This window comes from Frigoribacterium sp. NBH87 (assembly GCF_014217665.1).
Lineage (GTDB): Bacteria > Actinomycetota > Actinomycetes > Actinomycetales > Microbacteriaceae > Frigoribacterium > Frigoribacterium endophyticum.
In genome coordinates this window covers 139,238-158,474 of sequence record NZ_CP043650.1, presented here as the reverse complement: position 1 = coordinate 158,474, position 19,237 = coordinate 139,238, and the positions used below count along the sequence as shown (strand labels likewise).

General features: G+C 70.1%; 20 protein-coding genes and 1 tRNA gene. 12 read left to right on the top strand and 9 right to left on the bottom strand.

Features of this window, described 5'->3' with window-relative positions; genetic code table 11:
- Nucleotides 1–63: 63 nt before the first annotated feature.
- From F1C15_RS00745 to F1C15_RS00735, 3 genes are read right to left on the bottom strand one after another with little or no spacing between them, the layout of a single operon-like run.
- The gene (locus tag F1C15_RS00745; RefSeq protein WP_123517401.1) at nucleotides 64–735 is read right to left on the bottom strand and encodes a response regulator transcription factor; all 672 of its coding nucleotides are present in this window, start codon (nucleotides 733–735) and stop codon (nucleotides 64–66) included.
- Nucleotides 722–1,384 (bottom strand): DedA family protein, encoded by a 663-nt coding sequence (locus F1C15_RS00740; protein WP_185232404.1) that lies wholly within the window; start codon nucleotides 1,382–1,384, stop codon nucleotides 722–724. Before F1C15_RS00740 ends, F1C15_RS00745 begins: the two co-directional genes overlap by 14 nt.
- Nucleotides 1,381–2,181 (bottom strand): phosphatase PAP2 family protein, encoded by an 801-nt coding sequence (locus F1C15_RS00735; protein ID WP_185232402.1) that lies wholly within the window; start codon nucleotides 2,179–2,181, stop codon nucleotides 1,381–1,383. Before F1C15_RS00735 ends, F1C15_RS00740 begins: the two co-directional genes overlap by 4 nt.
- A 203-nt stretch (nucleotides 2,182–2,384) precedes the next feature.
- Here F1C15_RS00735 and F1C15_RS00730 point away from each other — a divergent pair, with 203 nt between their 5' ends.
- The 6 genes from F1C15_RS00730 (at nucleotide 2,385) to F1C15_RS00705 (ending at nucleotide 7,026) form a co-directional block, all read left to right on the top strand.
- Nucleotides 2,385–2,882 carry a DUF2231 domain-containing protein gene (locus tag F1C15_RS00730; protein ID WP_123517374.1) on the top strand — a complete coding sequence of 166 codons (498 nt, stop codon included), beginning with the start codon at nucleotides 2,385–2,387 and terminating at the stop codon, nucleotides 2,880–2,882.
- Nucleotides 2,883–2,949: 67 nt separating this feature from the next.
- Complete coding sequence (locus F1C15_RS00725; RefSeq protein ID WP_123517376.1) at nucleotides 2,950–3,678, top strand: VIT family protein; 729 nt, start codon at nucleotides 2,950–2,952, stop codon at nucleotides 3,676–3,678.
- Between the two features lie 353 nt (nucleotides 3,679–4,031).
- Complete coding sequence (locus F1C15_RS00720; protein WP_233569078.1) at nucleotides 4,032–5,312, top strand: ferric reductase-like transmembrane domain-containing protein; 1,281 nt, start codon at nucleotides 4,032–4,034, stop codon at nucleotides 5,310–5,312.
- Nucleotides 5,309–5,827, top strand: coding sequence for an FMN-binding protein (locus tag F1C15_RS00715; RefSeq protein WP_199732409.1), 519 nt, complete (start codon nucleotides 5,309–5,311; stop codon nucleotides 5,825–5,827). Before F1C15_RS00720 ends, F1C15_RS00715 begins: the two co-directional genes overlap by 4 nt.
- A gap of 4 nt (nucleotides 5,828–5,831) precedes the next feature.
- A complete protein-coding gene (locus F1C15_RS00710; protein WP_185232400.1) occupies nucleotides 5,832–6,551 on the top strand; it encodes an FAD:protein FMN transferase in 720 nt (239 codons plus the stop codon).
- Between the two features lie 118 nt (nucleotides 6,552–6,669).
- Nucleotides 6,670–7,026 carry a tautomerase family protein gene (locus F1C15_RS00705; RefSeq protein ID WP_255465617.1) on the top strand — a complete coding sequence of 119 codons (357 nt, stop codon included), beginning with the start codon at nucleotides 6,670–6,672 and terminating at the stop codon, nucleotides 7,024–7,026.
- Nucleotides 7,027–7,093: 67 nt separating this feature from the next.
- Here F1C15_RS00705 and F1C15_RS00700 read toward each other — a convergent pair whose 3' ends face one another.
- From F1C15_RS00700 to F1C15_RS00690, 3 genes are read right to left on the bottom strand one after another with little or no spacing between them, the layout of a single operon-like run.
- Nucleotides 7,094–7,411, bottom strand: coding sequence for a metal-sensitive transcriptional regulator (locus F1C15_RS00700; protein ID WP_185232398.1), 318 nt, complete (start codon nucleotides 7,409–7,411; stop codon nucleotides 7,094–7,096).
- Nucleotides 7,408–7,707, bottom strand: coding sequence for a rhodanese-like domain-containing protein (locus F1C15_RS00695; RefSeq protein WP_185232396.1), 300 nt, complete (start codon nucleotides 7,705–7,707; stop codon nucleotides 7,408–7,410). The genes F1C15_RS00700 and F1C15_RS00695 overlap by 4 nt, the downstream gene beginning before the upstream one ends.
- A gap of 53 nt (nucleotides 7,708–7,760) precedes the next feature.
- Complete coding sequence (locus F1C15_RS00690) at nucleotides 7,761–9,416, bottom strand: FAD-dependent oxidoreductase (protein WP_185233938.1); 1,656 nt, start codon at nucleotides 9,414–9,416, stop codon at nucleotides 7,761–7,763.
- 443 nt (nucleotides 9,417–9,859) lie between these two features.
- Between F1C15_RS00690 and F1C15_RS00685 the strand changes: the two genes are divergently transcribed.
- Nucleotides 9,860–10,240: a nuclear transport factor 2 family protein gene (locus F1C15_RS00685; protein WP_137846771.1), complete on the top strand. Its 381-nt coding sequence runs from the start codon at nucleotides 9,860–9,862 to the stop codon at nucleotides 10,238–10,240.
- Between the two features lie 211 nt (nucleotides 10,241–10,451).
- Nucleotides 10,452–10,973 carry a hypothetical protein gene (locus tag F1C15_RS00680; protein ID WP_185232394.1) on the top strand — a complete coding sequence of 174 codons (522 nt, stop codon included), beginning with the start codon at nucleotides 10,452–10,454 and terminating at the stop codon, nucleotides 10,971–10,973.
- Nucleotides 10,974–11,212: 239 nt separating this feature from the next.
- On the opposite strand, the gene F1C15_RS00675 is transcribed toward F1C15_RS00680, so the two are convergent.
- The 3 genes from F1C15_RS00675 to F1C15_RS00665 form a co-directional block, all read right to left on the bottom strand.
- The gene (locus F1C15_RS00675; protein ID WP_137846769.1) at nucleotides 11,213–11,782 is read right to left on the bottom strand and encodes a recombinase family protein; all 570 of its coding nucleotides are present in this window, start codon (nucleotides 11,780–11,782) and stop codon (nucleotides 11,213–11,215) included.
- Between the two features lie 492 nt (nucleotides 11,783–12,274).
- Nucleotides 12,275–12,347 (bottom strand) — tRNA-Val (locus F1C15_RS00670).
- Between the two features lie 59 nt (nucleotides 12,348–12,406).
- Nucleotides 12,407–12,880: a peroxiredoxin gene (locus tag F1C15_RS00665; protein ID WP_056054326.1), complete on the bottom strand. Its 474-nt coding sequence runs from the start codon at nucleotides 12,878–12,880 to the stop codon at nucleotides 12,407–12,409.
- 273 nt (nucleotides 12,881–13,153) lie between these two features.
- Between F1C15_RS00665 and aceE the strand changes: the two genes are divergently transcribed.
- The 4 genes from aceE (at nucleotide 13,154) to F1C15_RS00645 (ending at nucleotide 19,177) form a co-directional block, all read left to right on the top strand.
- Nucleotides 13,154–15,898 carry a pyruvate dehydrogenase (acetyl-transferring), homodimeric type gene (gene aceE, locus F1C15_RS00660; protein ID WP_167259058.1) on the top strand — a complete coding sequence of 915 codons (2,745 nt, stop codon included), beginning with the start codon at nucleotides 13,154–13,156 and terminating at the stop codon, nucleotides 15,896–15,898.
- 37 nt (nucleotides 15,899–15,935) lie between these two features.
- The gene (locus F1C15_RS00655) at nucleotides 15,936–17,147 is read left to right on the top strand and encodes a CdaR family transcriptional regulator (protein WP_185232392.1); all 1,212 of its coding nucleotides are present in this window, start codon (nucleotides 15,936–15,938) and stop codon (nucleotides 17,145–17,147) included.
- A 102-nt stretch (nucleotides 17,148–17,249) separates the two neighbouring features.
- Nucleotides 17,250–18,170 carry an ACP S-malonyltransferase gene (locus F1C15_RS00650; protein ID WP_185232390.1) on the top strand — a complete coding sequence of 307 codons (921 nt, stop codon included), beginning with the start codon at nucleotides 17,250–17,252 and terminating at the stop codon, nucleotides 18,168–18,170.
- Nucleotides 18,167–19,177 (top strand): beta-ketoacyl-ACP synthase III, encoded by a 1,011-nt coding sequence (locus F1C15_RS00645; RefSeq protein ID WP_056054315.1) that lies wholly within the window; start codon nucleotides 18,167–18,169, stop codon nucleotides 19,175–19,177. The genes F1C15_RS00650 and F1C15_RS00645 overlap by 4 nt, the downstream gene beginning before the upstream one ends.
- Nucleotides 19,178–19,237 lie beyond the last annotated feature (60 nt).

Sequence of the window (19,237 nt, the reverse complement as noted above, 5' to 3'; positions counted from 1 at the left end):
GCGCGGCGGTCCGTAGTGCTGCGTCGTCGGCGACTCGGTCTACTTCGGTCCCTCGTTGCCGTCTCACAGGGCGCCCACCCGGTAGCCGCTCCCCCGCACCGTCAGCACGACGTCGCGGTCGATCTTGCGGCGCAGGTAGCTGACGTAGGTGTCGACGGTGCCGAGCTGCTCGCCGTGCGGGAACACGCGGGAGAGCAGGTCCGCCCGGTCGAAGGTGTGGTCGGGGCACCGCGCCAGCTCGGCGAGCAGTGCGCTCTCCCGCTCGCTCAGCACGACGCGGCTCGACCACGGCGTGACGAAGATGCGGCTCTCGGGGTAGAGGCGTGCCTCGCCCACGTCGAGCCAGCGCTCCTCGGCGGCGAACGACCGCGTCAGGGCGCGCAGCCGGGCGAACAGCTCGTCGAACTCGAACGGCTTGACGAGGTAGTCGTCAGCCCCGCCGTCGAGCCCCGCGACGCGGTCGGCGGTCGTGCCGAGTGCGGTCAACATGAGCACCGGCGTCGTCACGTGCTCACGACGGAGGGTCGCGACGAGCTCGGTGCCCTCGAGCCCCGGGAGGCGCCGGTCGACGACCAGCACGGCGTACCCACCAGCTCGTGCGGCCTCGAGCCCCCGCCGGCCGTCGGCCACGAGGTCGACCTGCCAGGCCTCGCCGAGCACGTCGGCCACGATGGGCCCGAGTCCAGGGTCGTCCTCGACCAGCAGGAGGCGCGGGCGCGTGTCAGGACCGGTCACCCACCGCCTCCTCGTCTCTCGTCGTCGTCGTCGGCTCGGTGTCGTTCGAGGCCCGGGCGGCGTGCGAACGCCGCAGGGCGGTGACCACGATCGGCAGCACCGACACGACGACGAGCCCGACGGCGAGCAGGTCGATGTGGTCTGCCACGAACGGTAGGCCACCGAGCAGTGATCCGAGCACCGTCATGCCGACGGCCCAGAGGAACGCACCGGTGAGGTTCCACACGATGAACCGGCGGTACGGGTAGCCGCTGGTGCCGGCGGCGAGGGGCACGAAGGTGCGGACGACGGGGACGAACCGGCCGAGCACGAGCGCTTTGCCGCCGTGCCGCTCGAAGAACGCCTGGGCCTGCTCGAGGTGTGCCGTCTTGAGCACGCGAGCGTCGGGGCGGAACCAGCGACGCCCGAACCGGTGGCCGAGGAAGAACCCCACCTGGTCGCCGGCCGCCGCCGCGAGGAACGCACAGAGGGCGATCACGGTGACGCTCAGCCCGAGGCTCTGGTGCAGCAGGCCCGCGGTCACCAACAGAGAGTCGCCGGGCAAGAAGGGGAAGAGCAGGCCCGACTCGACGAAGATCATCAGCGACAGGCCGCCGAGGGCCCACGGGCCCATGCCGGCGAGGAGGGTCTGGGGGTCGAGGATGCTCATGAGCGGGTCCGTCCTGGGTCGGTGGTCGCGGAGGGGTTCGGCGCCGACGGCCCGAGGGGGTGGGCCGACACCGAGCGCTGCTCGATCCGGTCGAGGAGGCGCAGCCACGGCGGCAGGGCCAGCGCCACCACCGAGCAGCCGAGCACGACCGAGGCGAGCGTGTCGCTCGGGTAGTGCACGCCCACCCAGACGCGCGACAGCCCGACGACCGCCACCGCCGCCCCGCACATGGCGACGACGACCCCTGTGCGGCGATGCCCCCAGGCGATCAGGACCAGTGCGAGTGCGAGCCCTGTCGCGAGGGCGGTGTGGCCACTCGGGAACGAGAAGGAGTGCGGCTCGATGATGAGGGGGTCGACGAGGAGCCCTGGGTCGGGTCGGTCGCGTTGCACGACGAGCTTGACCAGCTCGGCCGCGGCCCATGGCCCGACCGCGACGCCGAGCACCGTGAGGGCGGCAGCCGCGCGACGGCTCACGACCCACACCGCCACGACCAGCAGCAGCACGAGGGCCGCGCCCAGCTGCGGCGCGAGCAGGCGATCCACGAGCAAGGAGGCCTCGTCGAGCACCGGAACGTGCGCACGGCTCGCGCGCTGCACGAGGTCGAGGTCGACCTCGCTCACGCCGCCCGCGCCCCAGGTGGTCAGCAGCCCGGCGACGACGACGCCAGCGACGCCGGTCGCGCCCCACGCCGCCCACGCCCGGTCGTGGACGACCGCTCGGACGGCGGGGAACAGAGGAGGCGCGGTGCGGCCGCGAGGGAGCGCCGACGAGGGCGGACGGTGCAGGACGGTCATGCACGCAGGCTCCGCCCGGCCGTCCCAGAAACCGCCCAGACGTACTCGCGGGCTCGTCAGCACCCGGGCCGCCGCTGCCCAGCGAGTTTCTGGGGGAATTCTGGAGCTGACGCGCGAAAGTCACTACGGGGTTTCCCTCAGCCTCACCCTGGGCATTAATCGCGACTTGATCGCCGTGAACTGCGAGAAAGAGAAGACCATCCATGGACTGGCAGCTCAACGGCCTCCCCCTGCACCCGCTCATCGTCCACCTCGTCACCGTCGCGTTCCCGACAGCGTCCCTGCTGATCCTGGTCGGGGCATTCTGGCCCGCGCTTCGACGACGACTCGGCATCATCACCCCACTGATCGCCCTGGTCTCGCTGATCGCCGTGCCCCTCGCGACGTCGTCGGGTGAATCGCTGGAAGAGCGGGTCGGCGGCAGCGCACTGCTCGAAACCCACACGGAGCTGGGCGACACCCTGCTTCCTTGGGCAATCGCGGCGTTCATCGTCGCTGTGGCGCAGTGGGCCTGGCAACACTGGGTGCTGACCCCGGAAGAGCAGCGGCCTCGTCCTGCGGTCCGTGGCAGCGCACGACTGATCGTCGGCGCCCTGCTGATCGTGCTGGCCGTGGGGACGAGCATCGGGGGGATCGTCACGACGGTCCGGATCGGTCACTCCGGCGCGGAGGCCGTCTGGTCGGACTCGAGCGAGGGATGACACCCGAGATGGTGAGGGCAGGCTCCGCTGCGTGGCAGCCGAACCCCTCGGGTGCTGTGATGGCGTCATGACTGACGCGTCACCTCTCCCCACCCATCCCGACGAGCCCCACGCCGGGAGCCTGGCCGGGCGCCTCAACTGGCTCCGTGCCGGCGTCCTCGGCGCAAACGACGGAATCGTCTCCGTCGCCGCAGTCGTCGTCGGTGTTGCCGGGGCGACAACATCGACCCCGGCCATCGCCACCGCCGGCATCGCCGCCCTGGTCGGCGGCGCGATCTCGATGGCCCTCGGTGAGTACGTCTCGGTCAGCAGCCAGACCGACAGCCAACGAGCACTCATCGAGAAAGAGCGCGCTGAGCTGGCCGCCGACCCCGAGGCAGAACTCGAGGAGCTGACCGCACTCTGGCGCGCCCAGGGACTCAGCGACGACACCGCCGCCCGCGTCGCCGCCGAGCTCACCGAGCGCGACGCCCTCGCAGCGCACCTGTCGGCCGAGCTGCACATCGACGAGGCCGACGTCGCCAACCCCTGGCACGCCGCCCTCTCGTCCGCCATCGCGTTCCTCGCCGGTGCAATCTTGCCGCTGCTGGCCATCCTGCTGACGCCTGCCAGGCTGCGCGTGCCGGTCACCGTCCTGGTCGTGCTCCTCGCCCTCGCCGCGACCGGCGCACTCGGCGCACGCCTGGGCCAGGGTGCCGTCGGACGCGCGACCCTCCGCGTCGTCGTCGGCGGCGCGCTCGCCCTGGCGGCGACCTACCTCGTCGGCACCCTGCTCGGCACCGCCGGGATCGCCTGAGCCGGCCTCCCCGACAGCACATACCGACTCAGAAAACCCCCATCTCGGGAACTTGCCGAGAGCATCAAGAACCCATGGCCTGACCCGGGTTTTGTCATAGGTGGCCCATAGGTTCACGCGTTCTGATCGGTGTTGTCCACCTCTCCGGTGAGACCCGCAGGCTCGGCAGGCCGCTCCCGAACGGACACACCATGACCGCGACGTTGCACCACACCCCACCGGCTCCGCCCTCCCCACCCACTCGGTCGACCTCACGACGCGACCTCACGGCCGTCCGTCCCCTTGCCGCCAAGGCACGCCGTCGCCGGGCAGCAGTCGACCTGCTGGGGATCGCCGTGTGGGCCTCTGCGGCGATGGCGGTCACCCTCTGGCTGACCTCGGGCAGCGTCGACGTCTCCGGCCCCGGGCAAGTCCTGATCTCCGCCGGCATCGTCACCGGCCTAGTGGGCACCGACCTGATCCTGGTCATGCTCGTCCTCGCCGCGCGCCTGCCCGTCATCGACCGGCTGGTCGGTCACGACGCCGCGATGGCCCATCACGGCAAGCTCGGCAAGCCGGCCCTGTACCTGCTGCTGACGCACGCGGGCCTGCTCATCGGCGGCTACGCGGTCGAGGCAGGCGACAGCGTCGTGGCCGAGACAGTCGGCCTGTGGAACACCCCCGACGTGCTGCTGGCGTTCTTCGGCCTGGGAGGCCTCGTCGCCGTGGTGTGGACCTCGATCGTCGCGGTCCGCAGAGTGCTCCCCTACGAGGGGTGGCACGCCATCCACCTGCTCTCGTACGCGGCCGTCGCCGTCGCGATCCCCCACCAGCTCTCACAGGGGCAGATGCTCGCGCAGGGCAGCTGGGAGCGCGCGTACTGGATCGCCCTGTACGTGGTGGCACTCGGTTCGGTGGCCGTGTTCCGGTTCGCGCTCCCCGCCTTCAGGTCCCTGCGGCACGGCGTGGTCGTGACGGGCGTCGAGCGCATCGCCGACGACGTCGTCTCCGTCCACCTGCACGGCCGTGACCTCGACCGCCTCGGCGCGGTCGGCGGCCAGTTCTTCGTGTGGCGGTTCTGGGCGCCCGGGCTCTGGTGGCACGCCCACCCGATCTCGCTCTCCGCCGCGCCGACCGCGACGGGCATGCGCCTCACGGTCCGCGCCCTGGGCCGGGGCAGCGCCTCCCTGGCGTCCCTCCGCCCCGGCACCCGTGTCTCGTTCGCCGGCCCCTACGGGATCTTCACCGAGGCCGTCCGCACCTCAACGAGGGTCGCGGTCGCCGCCTCCGGCATCGGCGTCACCCCGGTCCGGGCGTTCCTCGAGCGCCTCGACGCACCCCCCGGGGCCGTGACGATCTTGCTCCGCGCCCGGTCCGAGCGCGAGACGTTCCTCTGGCACGAGATCGTCGCCTGGGCGCACGCCCGCGGTCACCAGGTCGCCGTCAGCGTCGGCCCCCGGGGCAGGGGGCCCGCGTCCTGGCTGGCCGAGGGCGACACCTCGCGTGGCGTCACGGCCGCGAGCGTGTTCCCCGACCTCGCCCACTCCGACCTGTACGTCTGCGGCCCCGGACGTTGGAGCGACCTCGTCGAGCAGGACGCCGCCGCAGCCGGGCTGCCGGCCGACCAGCTGCACAGGGAGAGGTTCGACTGGTGAGAGCACGCATCGTGATCGGCGGCCTCCTCGTCTCCGCCGGCATCCTCGCCGTCGGCGTCGAGTCGACCGTGACCCAGCTGTCCGCCACCACCTCGCTCGTGCAGCCACTGGCCGGAGCGGCTCCGTCGTCGGGCGGCACCGGCACCGAAGGCACCTCGGGCACCGCCGGTGCGGCCCCGTCGTCGAGCCCGTCGTCGTCGGACACCTCGGGCAGCAGTCCCGCCGCCACGACCGGCCTCACAGACGGCACGTACACCGGCACGGCCGTCTCCACCCGCTACGGCACCGTCCAGGTGCAGGTGACGATCAGCGGCGGGACCTTCGGCGACGTCACCGCGCTGCACCTCACCGACGACGACGGGCGCAGCGTCCAGATCAGCGCCCGCGCCGCGCCCGTCCTGGCTCAGGAGGCCGTCGCGGCCCAGTCCGCGTCGATCGACACCGTCTCGGGTGCGACGTACACCTCGGACGGGTACCTCCAGTCGCTGCAGTCCGCCCTCGACCAGGCCCGGTGACACGGTGACCCACGTCTTCCGCGCCATGGGCACCGTCGTGTCGGTCCTCGTCGACGGCGGCGCTCCCGACACGGCGACCCTCGACGCGGTCGAGGCGGTGTTCGACGACCTCGACCGCGAGTTCAGCCGCTGGCGCCCCGACTCCCCCGCGTCGCGGATCGCCGACGGCCGGCTGTCGCTCCTGCGCTCGTCGGACGCTCACAGGGAGTGCTACGCCGAAGCCGTCCGCTGGCGTGCCGACACCGCAGGGGCGTTCACGCCACACCGCCCCGACGGCACGGTCGACCTCGCGGGCACGATCAAGGCAGCCGCGACCGAGGCCGCCGGCGACGTCCTCGACGCCACCGGCCACGAGCGCTGGTGCCTCAACGCCGGGGGCGACATCCTGACCCGAGGAGGCACACCCGCGCACCCGTGGAACGTCGCGCTGGCAGACCCCGACCACCCGCAGCACGTGCTGCGGGTGGTGTCGCTCCACGGCGCGCGACGAGCTGTCGCGACCTCGGGCACGAGCCAGCGCGGCGAGCACGTCTGGCGGACCGATCCGGAGAGCACCTACCGGCAGGTGACCGTGATCGCTGACGACCTGATGACCGCGGACGTACTCGCCACCGCGGTCCTCGCCGGCGGCCCCCCGACCAGGTCGCTCGCCGAACGGGGCTGGCCCGTCAAAATCGTCACGGTCGACCGCACGGGTGAGCCCGCGTCCAGCTCGGGGCCGTGACCCAGGCGGCCCGAGTACAGCTGGTGCCGGAGCTGCAGCTCCCGCCCCGCCACGACGACAGGAGACACGGATGCCCCTCATCAGGATCGACCTCGTGGAGGGCCGCTCGGACGAGTAGATCGCCGCGATCGGCGACACCCTCATGCGGACCCTCGTCGACGTGTACGGCCTGCCCGAGCGCGACCGCTTCCAGATCGTCACCGAGCACGCCCCCGGCCGTCTCACCGCCCTCGACGTGGGGCTCGGCATCGAGCGCTCCGAGCAGGTCGTCATCATCCAGATCTTCACGCAGGCCGGGCGCAGCACCGACGAGAAGCAGGAGTTTTTCCGCACCCTGGCCGAGAACCTGGCCGCGGCGGGGGTCGCCGGCGAGGACCTGGTGATCGGCTTCGTCGAGAACGGCCCCGCCGACTGGTCGTTCGGCTTCGGCCGCGCCCAGTACACGACAGGAGAACTCACCACCCCGGGAAACTGACCACCAACACCAGTGCCCCAACACTGTCGCGACAGCCGATTGCCTGACGGACACTTCCATGGTGCGCTCAGGCGAGGGTGAGGAAGAGCTTCTCGATCTCGTCGACCGTGAGCTTGCGCCCCGCCGCGATGCCGTCGACGGGCTTCGTGTCCTCGTCGGCGATGAGACATTCGCGCATCGCGGTCGAGACGATAGCGAAGCCAGCGCGGTCGAGGGCGCTGCTTACGGCGGCGAGTTGGGTGACGACGTCGCGGCAGTCGCCCCCGTTCTCGATCGCCGTGATAACGGCGGCGAGCTGTCCTTGGGCGCGCTTGAGACGGTTGGCGACCTTGCGGATCGCGGCGGGGTCGTGCAGGGCGCCGTCAGTGGGGGCGGTGTCGGTCATGCGCGGTCGACCGGGTTGCCGGCGGCGATCCATGCGGAGGTGCCGCCTTCCACGTTGACGGCGTCGTAGCCGTGGGCGGTGAGTGTGGCGGTCGCGCGGGCGCTTCGGCCTCCGGACTGGCAGATGATGTGCACCGGGGTGCCCGTGGGCACGTCGCCCAGGCGATCCTCGAGCTGGGACAGGTGGAGGTTGCGGGCGCCGGGGACGTGGCCGCTGGCGTATTCGTCTGCCTCGCGGACATCGATGACGACGGGGTCCTCAAGGGCGGCGAGCTGGTCGACGGTGATCTGGTTCATGGGTTCTCTTTCGTGGAGTTTTTCGGATCGGCGATTCTGCGAGTGTCGTGGGGTCAGGCTGTTGCTGTGGCAGAGCGGTGGGCTGCGATGCCGGCGCGCCAGGTGAGCCAGCCGCCGTCGAGGTTACGGGCGTCGTGGCCGAGCTGGGTGAGGAGTCTGGCGGCCGTGTGGCCACGCTGACCCACCTGGCAGTGGACCACGAGCGGCCCGGCCGGCAGTTCGGTGTGCCGAGCCCGGAGATCGTCCAGGGGAAGCGAGATGGCACCGGGGATGGAACCTGCCTCGTGCTCAGCCGCTGAACGGACGTCGATCAGGGTCGCCCCGGACGCCATCAGCGCGTCGAGTTCGTGCCACTGCGCTGTGCGCGTCGCACCTCTTGCAGTGTTCTCGGCGACGTAGCCGAGCATGTTGATCGCGTCCTTCGCCGAGCCGTACTGGGGTGCGTAGGCGAGCTCGAGCTCGGAGAGGGCACTGCCGGTGAGGCCGGCGGTCATCGCAACGGCGATTACGTCGATGCGTTTGTCGACGCCGTCACGCCCCACGATCTGGGCGCCGAGAATTTGGTCGGTCACCGGGTCGACCATCAACTTGATCGCCATCTGCTGTGCTCCTGGGTAGTAGCCGGCGTGCGAGGACGGGTGGGTGTGCACGACCCGGACGTCACGTCCTGCCGCGCGGAGACGCTTCTCGTTCCACCCGACCAACGCGACGGTCAGTCCGAGGACGCCGAGGATCGACGTCCCGAGGGCGGGCCGGGCTGCGGTCGAGGAGGCGCCGGCGATGTCGTCCGCCGCAGCCCGGCCGTGCCTGTTGGCGAGCCCTGCCATGGTCACGAGGGTCGGTTCAGCGTCGAGGTGGTCGATCTTCTCGACGCCGTCTCCGACCGCCCAGATCGACGGGTCGCTGGTCCGCTGGTGAGCGTCGACGGCAATTCCTCCGGTGGGCCCGATGACGAGTCCCGCCTCCCGGGCAAGGCGGCTCTCGGGCTGGACACCGCTTGCCTCGATCACGAGATCAGCGGCGACGGTCGTTCCGTCGCTGAGTTCCACCAGGCCACCGGATGTCCCCGTCACCGTCGTGCCCGTGCGGACGTCGACGCCGGCGGCGACGAGCGCGTCGTGCACCGGAGCGGCCATCTCGGGGTCGAGAGGAGAGAGGACGTGCGCTCCACGCTGCACGAGGGTGACCCGTGCATGGCGGGCAAGGAGATTCTCGACGGCTTCGAGGCCGATGAATCCTGCCCCGATCACGAGGACGTCGGCCTGCCCGGGGGCTCCGTCGAGAACGGCGTTGACGTGGTCGACGTCATCGACGCTGCGCAGGGTGTGCGTCGGGATGACGCCTGCCGTCACGCCGGCCGAGGCTCCAGCGCCCGCAGCGAGCACGAGGTCGTCGTACGGTTCGACTGAGCGTCGCCCGGTCGCGAGGTCCACGACTTCCACGGTCTTGGCGGCGGGATCGATCGCGGTGACCTCGTGGCGGACGCGGACGTCGAGCGCGAAGCGCGCGGACAAGGACTCGGGCGTCTGCAGCAGCAGCGACGAGCGATCCGGGATGATGCCGCCCACGTGGTAGGGCAGGCCACAGTTGGCGAAGGACACGTACGCGCCCCGCTCGAAGACCAGGATGTCGCGACTCTCGTCCAGGCGACGCAGTCGAGTCGCCGCGGACATACCGCCGGCGACACCTCCGATGATGATCGTTCTCATGTTTGCCACGATACCCCGGGGGGTATACGTTTGTCTAGTGCCGTCAGTCGACGGCGACCGTTGAACGAGAGGACTCCCCATGTGCCGACAGGTGACCTGCAAGGTGTGCGGCAAGGCAAGTTGGGCTGGCTGTGGCCAGCATGTCGACCAGGTGATGGCCGGCGTGCGACGGGCGGACCGATGCCCTGGCCACGTGAAGGAAAAGAGCGAGGGCAGTTTCTTCTCGCGCCTGTTCGGACGGTGACCTCCGCCTGGCCGCGAAGAAGTCGATCGGTCGCGGGACACTCGAAGGCGCCGGCCACTCTCCCGTAGTTGCAGAACGCGGATCGTCTCTGTAGGTCGGCCCGGAATCCCTCTCGGTGAGGGGTCGTCTACCGGGCATGCAGAAACGATCGTTTTGTGGTCAATCGCAGTCTGCGGAAACCGCACACTAGCCTCGTCACATGACGACGCGGGACGATCACGGACGCTCCATCGACCAAGCCCAAGATGCTCTTCACCAAGCCATGCGCGGTGGCGACGTAAGCCATCTTCGTGAGTTGTTTTACGAGCGCCTGACCTTCGAGTTGCCGGGCGGGTCAGTGATCGGCCGTGCAGCTGATCTCGATGCTCATGCCTCGGGAGCAACACGATTCGACAAGCTGTCCGAGCTTCATCGGTCAACTCTGGAACAAGATGGTCATGGCCGGACATCGTCGCTCGTGGACATCGTCGTATTCGATAAAGGCCACCGCATGGAGGCTCGCATGATGTACCGCCGCTTTTGGTCGATCATCGAGGGTCGTTGGCAAGTAGTGGCGGGCAGCGCCGAACCGTCCGCATAGACCCCTGGGCTCGAGTTCTACGCCAGCACCCAACCGGCAGGCTGGGTGCTGTCGCTCGGAAACGATCGTTTCTGACTGCCCGAGGGGCGATCGCCTATCGAGACAACGACACTCTGCGGAAGCCGAGGCGCTCCTCTTTCCTCTACGAAGATGCACAAACACCTCCCTGCAGCAGTAGGCAGCGCTATCTCAACACCTGTAGACCAAAGACATGCGCATAGATGACGGGCGGCCTGTCCGGGTCGATCTCGGCCCTCGGCCCCGCTTCATCTGGTGGGGACAGGACGTCGACGACGAGACACGAGATGCCATCGCGACCCAGGGCACGCTCGTCGAGACCTTTCCCACCGAAGACGCGGCACGTCGCCATGCGGAGCAGCAGTCCTGGCCGAGCGGCCCGCCGGAGGCCCTCAGCATCGTCGACGTGCGTGGGGTCAAGGACTACCTGGATCGCAAGGTGAACACGCTCGACGAGGAGGCGGCCCTCACCTGCGTGAACTTGGCCGACGATGTCCGCCACTCACTGCACCTCCCCCGGTCTCGATCCAGAGCAGTGCAAGCCGTCTACGACAAATTGGTCGAACGACAGTTCCCGTACCTCACCGATGACAGCCGCTCGGATGCGCTGAACAGATGGAGCTCGCAGGAACTCGGCCAGCTCCAGAAGATGCTGCGTTCGTCGCTGCGCTGCTTGGAAACAGGCCTCGCTGAGCCCTGGTATGCCGTGGGCTAATGGACTGGTGTTGGGTCCTACAGGCCGTCGAACACGAAGCGCAGGACGCGCTCACAGAACCGCAGGACGGGCCGGACAAACCACCTCCACAGCCACAATGACGGTCGAGGCCACCAGGCAGGAGCTCCACTGTTGGCGCGATCCCGTCGCCATTCAGCGCGTGTCCGCGGTGGCGCCGGACGGCGGCGGCCGTTCCTCAGGCGCTCTCGGCGGGGAGGCTCCGTCTTTCCGGGTGCCACCTAGGCCTGCTCGGCTCTTTGGATCGCTCGATAGACCGTCGAACGGGCCACCTTGAAAAGCTCCGCGATCTCGCTTGTCGTGTGGGCGCCGGTGCGGTGCAGCTGCACGAGGTGCTTCTCCTGGGAGGCGGTGAGCTTGGGCTTGCGGCCGCGGAGCTTGCCGGCAGCCTTGGCGATCGCCATGCCCTCCCGAGTGCGGGCACGGATGAGGTCAGCCTCGAACTCGGCCACCATGCCGAGGACGTTGAACAAGAGTCGGCCGACCGGGTCGGTGGGGTCGTAGACCGCTCCCCCGAGATTCAGGGCAACGCCCTTCTTCGTCAGCTCGTCCGCGATGTCGGTCGCGTCGCGCAGCGAACGGGCGAGCCGGTCGAGCTTGGTGACGACCAGGACGTCGCCGGCACGGCACGCGGCCAACGCCTCGCGGAGGCCCGGCCGGGCTCGAGTCGTCCCCGAGAGCCCGTGGTCAACATGCACGTGATCATCGTCAACACCAAGTGCCTTAAGACCATCACGTTGTGCTGCGAGATCCTGTCCGGACGTCGAGACGCGGGCGTATCCGATGAGCATGAGGCGACTGTAGCGTTCAGACCCCCATCACCGGGCAATTTTGCGGGACAGGCATACGCGAATCCGCAGGCCAGGCGCCACTTGACCCCACCCGACCGAGAGCGGCCCCAGAAGGTGTCCCGATGAACGACCGCCTTGCGGGCGGCCACGATACGAAGCCCGGCGGGAGATCACCTCGTCGATCCAAGGCTGCCCCGCCCACGCATGATTTACGTAGCCGCCAACACCGGCATTCGGGCAGGAGAAGTTTAAGTGGTTCAGTTCTCCGTCACCGACTGACGCTCAGCGATCCGCGCGGGCTCAGGGGCTTGAGCGCTGGCCGAACCAAATCCCCACGGCCTCGCCCCGATCCTCCGGGCACAGTCGCCCGCGGCCTATGCTTACGGACTGCGGTGGGGCTCCACCAACACCACACCGACACGGAACGCCGGCCTAGGTAGCCGCAGAGCACCTGGGGCGTGTCAAAATTCTCCTGATCAGGACTTTCGAGGGTGGGCCCTACCGGGCTCGAACCGATGACATCCACGGTGTAAACGTGGCGCTCTACCAACTGAGCTAAAGGCCCCTGCACCGCGGGTGCGCGGCGGGACGATGCTACCGCGGCCGAGGCCGGGCCCCGTCGCGTCAGGCGGGGACGGGAACCAGCGCGTCGAGTGCCGTGCGGTAGTCGTCGATCGAGCGGGCCTGGCCGGGCTCGGTGACGAAGTGCTCGCGGATCACGCCGTCGACGTCGATGAGGAAGGTGGCGCGCGTCGCGAAGCCCTTGTGGTCGAGGAACACGCCGTACTCCTTCGAGACCTCGCCGTGCGGCCAGAAGTCGGCGAGCATCGTGAAGTCGTAGCCCTCGTCCTCGGCGAACGCGCGCAGCGTCGCCTTCGAGTCGACGGAGATGCCGATCAGCTCGACGCGGTGGTCCTGGAACATCGACAGGTTGTCGCGCAGCGTGCACAGCTCAGCGGTGCAGGTGCTCGAGAAGGCGAGCGGGAAGAAGACCAGCGCCACGGGCTTGACGCCCCGGAAGTCCGAGAGCCGGACGTGCTCGCCGAACTGGTTCGGCAGGTCGAAGTCAGGTGCCTGGATGTCGTTCTCCAGAGCCATTGCGCGTTCCTCCCTCGTCGGCACGGTCGGCCGGCGATGACACGATCGTCGATACTACGCCGGAGGCGCGTGGCCGCAAGGCCGTTCGCCCGCGGCGTGCCGACGGCCGGATCCCGACGCCTCCCAGCGGCTGCCGAGCCTCCGTCGGCGGAGGCAACTAGACTCGACCAGTCAGACGCCGACGACTGCCGTTACCCGGCCGTGTCAGCCCTGGCGTCTGCCTGCCCGAGACGGGTGGCAGCTGATGTCAACCACGAGTGATAGAGGTCAAGGGTGACGGTAAACGACCAGGATCCGTACACGGTCGACAAGGCCGATCGCGATCCGGAAGAGACCGCCGAGTGGCGGGAGTCGCTCGACTCCCTCGTCGCGACGCAGGGCCACGAGCGCGCGCGAGAGATCATGAAGAGCCTGCTGACGCGGTCGAGCGAGCTGCACCTCGGCGTCCCGATGGTCCCGAAGACGGACTACGTCAACACGATCGCCCCGGAGGACGAGCCCGAGTTCCCCGGCGACGAGGACCTCGAGCGCCGGTACCGTCGCTGGATCCGCTGGAACGCCGCCGTCACCGTGCACCGTGCCCAGCGCCCCGGCATCTCCGTCGGCGGCCACATCTCCACCTACGCCTCCTCCGCCGCGCTGTACGAGGTCGGCTACAACCACTTCTTCCGCGGTCAGGACGCCCCCGGCGGCGGCGACCAGATCTTCTTCCAGGGCCACGCCTCCCCCGGCATGTACGCCCGCGCCTACCTCGAGGGGCGCCTCGGCACGGAGCAGCTCGACGGCTTCCGTCAAGAGAAGTCGCACCACACCGGCGGCCTCAGCTCCTACCCGCACCCTCGCCTCATGCCCTCGTTCTGGCAGTTCCCGACCGTGTCGATGGGCCTCGGCCCGATCAACGCGATCTACCAGGCCCAGGTCGCCAAGTACCTCACCAACCGCGGCGTCAAGGACGCCTCCGACCAGCAGGTCTGGGCCTTCCTCGGCGACGGCGAGATGGACGAGGTCGAGAGCCGCGGCCAGCTCCAGGTCGCCGCGAACGAGGGGCTCGACAACCTCAACTTCGTCATCAACTGCAACCTGCAGCGCCTCGACGGCCCCGTCCGCGGCAACGGCAAGATCATCCAGGAGCTCGAGAGCTTCTTCCGCGGTGCCGGCTGGAACGTCATCAAGGTCGTCTGGGGCCGCGAGTGGGACGACCTGCTCGCCCGCGACACCGAGGGCGCCCTGCTCAACCTCATGAACACGACGCCCGACGGCGACTTCCAGACGTACAAGGCCGAGAGCGGCGCCTACGTCCGAGAGAACTTCTTCGGCCGAGACCCCCGCGCGCTGGAGCTCATCAAGGACTTCACCGACGACCAGGTCTGGAACCTCAAGCGCGGCGGCCACGACTACCGCAAGGTCTACGCGGCGTTCAAGGCTGCCTCCGAGCACAAGGGCCAGCCGACCGTCATCCTGGCGAAGACGGTCAAGGGCTACGGCCTCGGCCCGTCGTTCGAGGGGCGCAACGCGACCCACCAGATGAAGAAGCTGACGCTCGACAACCTCAAGCAGTTCCGTGACGAGATGCGCATCCCGGTCTCCGACGCGCAGCTCGACGAGAACCCCTACCAGCCGCCGTACTACCACCCCGGCGACGGCGACGAGGCCATCCAGTACCTCCACGAGCGCCGTCGCGCGCTCGGCGGCTACGTGCCCGAGCGCCGCTCGAAGTACACCCAGGTCGCCGTGCCCGAGCAGAAGTCGTACGACGTCGTCAAGAAGGGCTCCGGCAAGCAGGAGGTCGCCACGACGATGGCCTTCGCGCGCCTCCTGAAGGACCTGCTGCGCTCGCCCGACTTCGGCCACCGCATCGTCCCGATCATCCCGGACGAAGCGCGCACCTTCGGAATGGACGCCTACTTCCCGACGTCCAAGATCTACAACCCGAACGGCCAGCACTACACGTCGGTCGACCGTGAGCTCCTCCTCGCCTACAAGGAGAGCCCCCAGGGCCAGCTGCTGCACGTCGGCATCAACGAGGCCGGCGCGTTCGCCGCCTTCACGGCCGTCGGCACCTCGTACTCGACCCAGGGCGAGCCGCTCATCCCGGTGTACGTCTTCTACTCGATGTTCGGGTTCCAGCGCACCGGCGATGCGATGTGGGCCGCCGGCGACCAGATGGCACGCGGCTTCATCATCGGCGCCACCGCGGGCCGCACGACGCTGACCGGCGAGGGCCTGCAGCACGCGGACGGCCACTCGCTCCTGCTCGCCTCGACGAACCCGGCCGTCGTCTCGTACGACCCCGCGTTCGGCTACGAGCTCGGCCACATCGTCAAGGCGGGCATGGACCGCATGTACGGCACGACGGAGGACGGCTCGCCGGCCCACTCCGACCCGAACGTCATGTACTACATCACCGTCTACAACGAGCCGATGGCCCAGCCCGCCGAGCCCGACGACCTCGACGTCGACGGGCTGCTGCACGGCATCTACAAGCTCAAGGGCGCCGACAACCTGGGCCCGCGCGCCCAGCTGCTCGCGTCCGGCGTCGGCGTGCCGTGGGCCCTGGAGGCGCAGCAGCTGCTGGCCGACGACTGGAACGTCGCGGCCGACGTCTGGAGCGTCACCTCCTGGAACGAGCTGCGCCGCGAGGGCCTCGCGGCCGAGGAGCACAACTTCCTCAACCCCGGCGCCGAGCAGCGCACCCCCTACGTCACGGAGAAGCTCCGGGGCAGCGAGGGCCCGTTCATCGCGACCAGCGACTTCATGGCCGCCGTGCCCGACCAGATCCGCGAGTTCGTGCCCGGCGACTACCTGACGCTCGGTGCGGACGGCTTCGGCTTCTCCGACACGCGCGCCGCGGCCCGTCGGTTCTTCAAGATCGACGGCCCGTCGATGGTCGTCCGCACGCTGCAGGCCCTGGCCCGCCGCGGCGAGGTCGACCCGAGCGTCGTCCAGCAGGCGATCGACCGCTACCGGCTGCACGACGTGACGGCCGGCACCAGCGGCAGCGCCGGCGGGGAGAGCTGACCGCGACGTGAGCGCTGAGCGGGTGTCGCACTCGCCCATGGAACCGTCCGCCGCCACGAAGGAGCGCACGCTCGCGTGGCTGCGGACGGTCTCGGGCGAACTGTCGACGGCGACGATCAAACGCCTGGAGGAGACGCTGCCCTGGTACGGCGACATGCCGCCCGGGCGGCGCTCCGCCGTGGGGCTCGTCGCGCAGGCCGGCATCACGTCGTTCATCAGCTGGTTCGACAACCCCCAGTCGACGCCCTGGATCGCCGCCGACGTCTTCGGGGCAGCTCCGCGCGAGCTGCTCCGGAGCGTCAGCCTGCAGCAGACCCTGCAGCTGATCCGCGTGACGGTCGAGGTCGTGGAGGAGCGGGTCAAGGACGGCGACGACTCCCTCCGCGAGGCGATCCTGCTCTACTCACGCGAGATCGCGTTCGCCTCGGCGGACGTCTACGCGCGGGCCGCGGAGGCACGCGGCCTCTGGGACGCCCGGCTCGAGGCCCTCGTCGTCGACTCGATCCTCAGCGGCGAGTACGACGACGAGCTGCCGAGCCGGATCGCCGCGCTCGGCTGGCACGGGCACGGCGAGGTCTCCGTCCTCGTCGGCACCGCCCCACGGATGCTCGACGTCGACATGCTCCGACGCACGGCCCGGCACCTCGAGGCCGACGTGCTCATCGGCGTGCAGGGCAGCAGGCTCGTCCTCGTCATCGGCCGTGCCGAGCAGGTGGTCTCCGACGCGGACGGCGAGACGGCCGCCCCCGACCGCCGGACGTCGTTCACGGACATCGCCTCGGCCCTCGAGCCCGGCTTCGGCGACGGGCACCTCGTCCTCGGCCACGAGGTGCCGAGCCTCGTCGACGCGTCCAAGAGCGCCAAGGCGGCCCTCGCCGGCTTCGCGGTCGCGCGGTCGTGGCGAGCCGCGCCCCGACCCGTCCTGGCCGACGACCTCCTGCCCGAGCGGGCCCTCGCCGGCGACCCCGTCGCCCGGTCGACCCTCGTCAACCGCGTCTACAAGCCGCTCAAGAACCACTCCACCGAGCTCCTGACCACCCTCTGGTGCTACCTCGACAACGGGCGCTCGCTCGAGGCGACGGCCCGCGAGCTCTTCGTGCACCCGAACACCGTGCGCTACCGCCTCAAGCGCGTCTCCGACGTCATCGGCTGGGACGCCACCGGCGCCCGGGAGGCCCTCATCCTCCAGAGCGCGCTCATCCTCGGCTCCATCGCCGACCACGACGCCCCGGTCACGCGTCGCCGCTGACGCGTGCCGGAGGCGGCGCCTCGTGGAGATCGACAAGGCTCGTCACGATCTTTGGTCGAGTTGCTACACCACGGCCCACGGTGTCGAGGGCATGATGGAGCAGTGATCGTTGTCGTAGCGCCCGGGCAGGGCTCCCAGTCCCCCGGCTTCCTCGCCCCCTGGCTCGCCGACCCGGAGAGCCGCGGCCTCCTCGAGACGCTGAGCACCGCCTCCGGCCTCGACCTGGTCGCGCACGGCACGACCTCCGACGCCGACACCATCCGCGACACCGCGGTGGCGCAGCCGCTCATCGTCGCCGCCGGCCTGCTGACAGCGCACGCTCTCTTCGCCCGCGTCGACCGCGGCCGGGTCGGCGGCGTCGCCGGCCACTCCGTGGGCGAGTTCACCGCCGCAGCCGTCAGCGGCGTCCTCACCGACGAGGAGGCCGTCCGCCTCGTCGCCGAGCGCGGGCGCGCCATGGCCGCCGCCGCGGCCCAGGTCGAGACCGGCATGAGCGCCGTGCTCGGCGGCGACGCCGACGAGCTCACCGCCCGCCTCGCCGAGCTGGGCCTGTCGCCCGCCAACTACAACGGCGGCGGACAGATCGTCGTCGCCGGTGAGCTCGCCGGCCTCGCGGCCCTCGCCGAGCAGCCCCCCGCCAAGGCCCGGGTCGTCCCGCTGCAGGTGGCCGGCGCGTTCCACACGCGCTTCATGGAGCCGGCCGTCGAGGCCCTCCGCACCGCCGCCTCCTCGGTGACGCCCGCCGACCCGACGCTCCGCCTCTGGACCAACCACGACGGCACCGTCGTCACCTCGGGCCCGCGCTTCGTCGAGCTGCTGGTGGGCCAGGTGGCCTCACCTGTCCGCTGGGACGCCACGATGGAGTCGTTCGCGGCGGAGGGCGTGACCGGCATCGTCGAGCTCGCCCCGGCCGGCGCCCTCACCGGGCTCGCCAAGCGTGCCCTCCGCGGCGTCCCCAGCGTCGCCGTCAAGACCCCCGACGACCTCCAGGCCGCCGTCGACCTCCTCGAGGGAGCAGCATGACCACCCCCCAGATGAACCAGACCACCGGTGCGGCGTACACGCGCATCCTCTCGCTCGGCGCCGCCCGCGGCGAGAACGTCGTGCCCAACGCCGACATCATCGAGCCGATCAACTCCTCCGACGAGTGGATCCAGCAGCGCACCGGCGTGATCACCCGGGTCCGCGCCTCGAAGGACGTCCACGTCGTCGACCTCGCCGAGACGGCCGCCCGCCAGGCGATCGAGCGCGCCGGCATCCGCCCCGACCAGATCGGGGTCGTGCTCGTCTCGACCGTCAGCGGCGGCGTGGCGACGCCCTCCGTCGCCACCCTGCTCGCCGAGCGCATCGGCGCGAACCCCGCCGCGGCGTACGACATCAGCGCCGCCTGCGCCGGCTACGCCTACGGCATCGCCCAGGCCGACTCGTTCGTGCGCAGCGGCCTCGCCGAGCACGTGCTCGTCGTCGGCGCCGAGAAGCTCAGCGACATCATCGACCCGACCGACCGCACCATCTCGTTCCTCCTCGCCGACGGCGCGGGCGCGGCGATCGTCGGCCCGAGCGACACGGTCGGCATCTCACCGACGGTCTGGGGCTCCGACGGCAGCAAGTGGGACGCGATCGGCATGACGTCGACCATGCAGGAGTACCGCGAGGGCGCCGGCGAGGTCGCCTGGCCGACGCTCCGCCAGGAGGGCCCCACGGTGTTCCGCTGGGCCGTCTGGGAGATGGTCAAGGTCGCGAAGCTCGCCCTCGAACGAGCCGGCGTCACGAGTGACCAGCTCGCCGCCTTCGTGCCGCACCAGGCCAACATGCGCATCATCGACGAGTTCGCCAAGCAGCTCGGGCTGCCCGACACCGTCGTGATCGGCCGCGACATCGCGACCACCGGAAACACCTCGGCCGCCAGCATCCCGCTCGCGACGCACCGCCTGCTCGAGGAGAACCCCGAGCTCAGCGGCGGCCTGTCGCTGCAGATCGGCTTCGGCGCGGGCCTCGTGTTCGGCGCCCAGGTCGTCGTCCTGCCGTAGCGCGCCGCGCCTCCCCCTCGCCCCCGCCTGTATAGGCTCTACCTCGGTCACCACGACACC